Source organism: Kytococcus sp. HMSC28H12 (genome assembly GCF_001816045.1).
Taxonomy (GTDB): Bacteria; Actinomycetota; Actinomycetes; order Actinomycetales; family Dermatophilaceae; genus Kytococcus; species Kytococcus schroeteri.
This window is the reverse complement of the sequence record NZ_KV824437.1, coordinates 1-3,874: the sequence shown is the minus strand read 5'-3', so window position 1 is coordinate 3,874 and position 3,874 is coordinate 1. Positions and strand designations below refer to the sequence as shown.

General features: G+C 71.2%; 3 protein-coding genes. 2 read left to right on the top strand and 1 reads right to left on the bottom strand.

From position 1 onward, the window contains the following. Positions 1 to 46: 46 nt before the first annotated feature. On the bottom strand, positions 47 to 1,741 hold the full coding sequence (locus HMPREF3099_RS05855) for a formate--tetrahydrofolate ligase (RefSeq protein ID WP_070705132.1): 1,695 nt from the start codon (positions 1,739 to 1,741) through the stop codon (positions 47 to 49). A 281-nt stretch (positions 1,742 to 2,022) separates the two neighbouring features. Between HMPREF3099_RS05855 and rpsA the strand changes: the two genes are divergently transcribed. Together rpsA and HMPREF3099_RS05845 are read left to right on the top strand one after the other, a co-directional pair. Next, positions 2,023 to 3,483 (top strand): 30S ribosomal protein S1, encoded by a 1,461-nt coding sequence (rpsA, locus tag HMPREF3099_RS05850; RefSeq protein ID WP_070705131.1) that lies wholly within the window; start codon positions 2,023 to 2,025, stop codon positions 3,481 to 3,483. A 109-nt stretch (positions 3,484 to 3,592) separates the two neighbouring features. Further along, positions 3,593 to 3,874 (top strand): precorrin-6A/cobalt-precorrin-6A reductase (locus HMPREF3099_RS05845; RefSeq protein ID WP_237769764.1); only part of this gene is annotated, 282 nt, incomplete at its 3' end.

Below are 3,874 nucleotides of genomic sequence, written 5' to 3'. Positions count from 1 at the left end.
GGCCACGGTGGGAACCCCACCGTGGCCGCCGCCGTGCCGGGCCGGCTCAGAAGAGGCCGACCACGTTCCCCTCGGTGTCGAGGTCGATGCGCTCGGCGGCGGGGTGCTTGGAGAGCCCCGGCATCGTCATGATCGACCCGGCCAGCGCGTAGACGTAGCCGGCGCCGGCGGCCAGGCGCACCTCGCGGATGGGCAGGCGCCAGCCGGTGGGCACACCCTTGAGCGTGGGGTCGTGGCTCAGCGACATCTGCGTCTTGGCGATGAGCACCGGCAGGTCGCCGTAGCCGCGCTCGGTGTAGCGCGCCAACGCCTTGGCGGCGGCCGGGGCGATGTCCACGCCGTCGGCGCCGTAGACGCTGGTGGCGATCTTCTCGAGCTTGGTCTCCAGGGAGTCGGTGAGCTCGTAGGTGGGGGTGAAGGTCACCTCGTCCTCGCAGGCCTCGGCCACGGCGCGGGCCAGCTCGCGGGCGCCCTCGCCACCGTCGGCCACGTGGGTGGAGACGGCCACGCGCGCCCCGGCCTCGGTGGCGACGCGGCGGATCACCTCGTGCTCGCTCTCGTGGTCGGTGGGGAAGGCGTTGATGGCCACCACCGGCTGCACGCCGAAGCTCTGGATGATCTCGATGTGCTTGCGCAGGTTGCCCGCGCCGGCCTCCACGTCCGCCGGGCCCTCGGTGAGCATCTCCGGCGGCAGCTCCTTGCCCACCTTCACCTCGAAGCGGTCGGAGTGCGCCTTGAGCGCGCGGACCGTGACCACCACGACCGCGGCGTCCGGGGTGAGCCCCGTGGCGCGGCACTTGACGTTGAAGAAGCGCTCGGCGCCCATGTCGGCGGCGAACCCGGCCTCGGTGATGAGGTAGTCGCCGGTCCGCGAGCCCACCTGGTCGGCCACCACCGAGGAGTTGCCGGTGGCGATGTTGCCGAAGGGGCCGGTGTGGATGAGCACCGGCGTGCCCTCCAGGGTCTGCAGCAGGTTGGGCTTCAGCGCGTCCTTGAGCAGCACGGCCATCGCGCCGGCGGCCTTGAGGTCCTCGGCGGTCACCGGCTCGCCGGCCTTCGTCCAGCCCACCACGATGCGTCCGAGGCGCTCGCGCAGGTCGGCCAGCGAGGTGGCCAGGGCGAGGATCACCATGACCTCGCTGGCGGCGGTGATGTCGAAGCCGGACTGGCGGGTCACGCCGTCGGCCGGGCCGCCGTTGCCCTCGATGACGGCGCGCAGCGAGCGGTCGTTGACGTCCATCACCCGGCGCCAGTCGATGGTGTGCAGGCCCAACTCGTTGCCGTGGTGCAGATGGTTGCTCACCATGGCGGCCAGCAGGTCGTGTGCGGCGGTGACGGCGTGGAAGTCGCCGGTGAGGTGCAGGTTGAGCACCTCCATGGGCACCACCTGCGAGTAGCCGCCCCCGGCCGCCCCGCCCTTGATGCCGAACACCGGGCCGAGCGACGGCTGGCGCAGCGCGAGCACGGGGGAGTGGCCCTCCTTGGCCATGCCCTGGGCCAGGCCGACGGCGGTGGTGGTCTTGCCCTCGCCGAAGGGGGTGGGCGTCACGGCGGTGACCACCACGTAGCGGGCACGAGGGCGGTCAGCCAAGCGATCCACGGCGGCCAGGTCCACCTTGGCCACGTGGCGGCCGTAGGGCTCCAGCAGGTCCTCGGGCAGGCCCATGTCGGCGCCCACCTCGGGCAGGGGGCGCAGCTGGGCGGCGCGGGCGATCTCGATGTCAGACGGCAGCGGTGTCATGCCGGTCATCCTGCCCCAGCCCGACTCGTGGCGGCAGGGGGTCGTGCGCACCCGTCATCGGCCCGGTTTGGGCAGCGCGGAGGGTGACGGTAGGATCACCGGGTCCGACCCGTGCACGCTCTGCGACCTGTCCCGACGAGGGGCACCGGAGTGCGTCCAGCGGGGAGAGACGACTCGAGTACCTGTCCATCCGGACCCCGAGCACACCTGCGTGCCACTCCCGAGTGCGGGGGCCACGCGCCCGGGGCCCCATCCCAACTGTCCATCGGAGTTCCCACTCAATGACTTCCACCCCCACCGCTGCTCCTGCCGCCGACTTCGCTTCGCAGGAGGAGCTGCTCGCCGCCATCGACGCGACGATGAAGAACTTCGACGATGGCGACATCGTCGAGGGGCAGATCGTCAAGGTCGACCGCGACGAGGTGCTGCTCGACATCGGCTACAAGACCGAGGGCGTCATCCCCTCCCGTGAGCTGTCGATCAAGCACGACATCGACCCCGACGAGGTCGTCGAGGTCGGCGACACCGTCGAGGCCCTGGTCCTCCAGAAGGAGGACAAGGAGGGTCGTCTGATCCTGTCCAAGAAGCGCGCCCAGTACGAGCGCGCCTGGGGCACGATCGAGCAGATCAAGGAGGACGACGGCGTCGTCACCGGTTCCGTCATCGAGGTCGTCAAGGGTGGCCTCATCGTCGACATCGGCCTGCGCGGCTTCCTCCCGGCCTCCCTCGTGGAGATGCGTCGCGTCCGCGACCTGCAGCCCTACGTGGGCCAGGAGATCGAGGCCAAGATCATCGAGCTGGACAAGAACCGCAACAACGTGGTGCTGTCCCGCCGCGCCTGGCTCGAGCAGACCCAGTCCGAGGTGCGCACCTCCTTCCTCAAGGAGCTGCAGCGCGGTCAGGTCCGCCCGGGTGTCGTGTCGTCCATCGTCAACTTCGGTGCCTTCGTGGACCTGGGTGGCGTCGACGGCCTGGTGCACGTCTCCGAGCTGTCCTGGAAGCACATCGACCACCCGGGTGAGGTCGTCGAGGTGGGCCAGGAGGTCACCGTCGAGGTCCTGGACGTCGACATGGACCGTGAGCGCGTCTCCCTGTCGCTGAAGGCGACCCAGGAGGACCCGTGGCAGCTGTTCGCTCGCACCCACGCCATCGGCCAGATCGTGCCGGGCAAGGTCACCAAGCTGGTGCCCTTCGGTGCGTTCGTGCGCGTCGAGGACGGCATCGAGGGCCTGGTGCACATCTCCGAGCTGGCCGAGCGCCACGTGGAGCTGCCGGAGCAGGCCGTGCAGGTGGGCCAGGAGGTCTTCGTCCGCGTCATCGACATCGACCTGGAGCGTCGTCGCATCAGCCTCTCGCTGAAGCAGGCCAACCAGGTGGGTTCCGAGATCGAGGAGTTCGACCCGACCCTCTACGGCATGGCCGCCGAGTACGACGAGCAGGGCAACTACAAGTACCCCGAGGGCTTCGACCCGGAGACCAACGAGTGGCTCGAGGGCTACGAGGCCCAGCGCGAGGCCTGGGAGAAGGAGTACGCCGAGGCCCACGCCCGCTGGGAGGCCCACCGCGCCCAGATCGAGAAGGCTGCGCAGGAGGACGCCGAGGCCGCCGCGGCCCCGGCCGCTGCCACCTCGTACAGCTCGGGTGGCCCGTCCGAGGACTCCGTGGAGTCCGGCATGGGTGAGGGCACCCTGGCCTCCGACGAGGCCCTGGCCGCGCTGCGCGAGAAGCTCACCGGCAACTGAGTCGGTCCGCGGCCCGGCCGCGGAAGCGCTCTGACGGCCCCGTCCACCCCTGTGGTGGGCGGGGCCGTCCGCGTGGGCGGGGTGGACAGCAGACAGGAAGGACGTGCAGGTGGACGACGTGCAGACGGCGGGGGAGACCCGGGTGCTGCTGCTGGGTGGCACGGCCGAGGCGCGGGAGCTGGCCGCGCTGCTCGTGGACGCCGGGGTGCCGGTGACCTCCTCGTTGGCCGGCCGGGTGTCGCGTCCGCGGCTGCCGGTCGGGGAGGTCCGCATCGGCGGGTTCGGGGGCGTGGACGGGCTCGTGGACGCCCTCCGCGCGGGCCGGCACACCCACCTCGTGGACGCGACGCACCCCTTTGCGGTGGGCATGCGCACCCACGCGGTGCAGGCG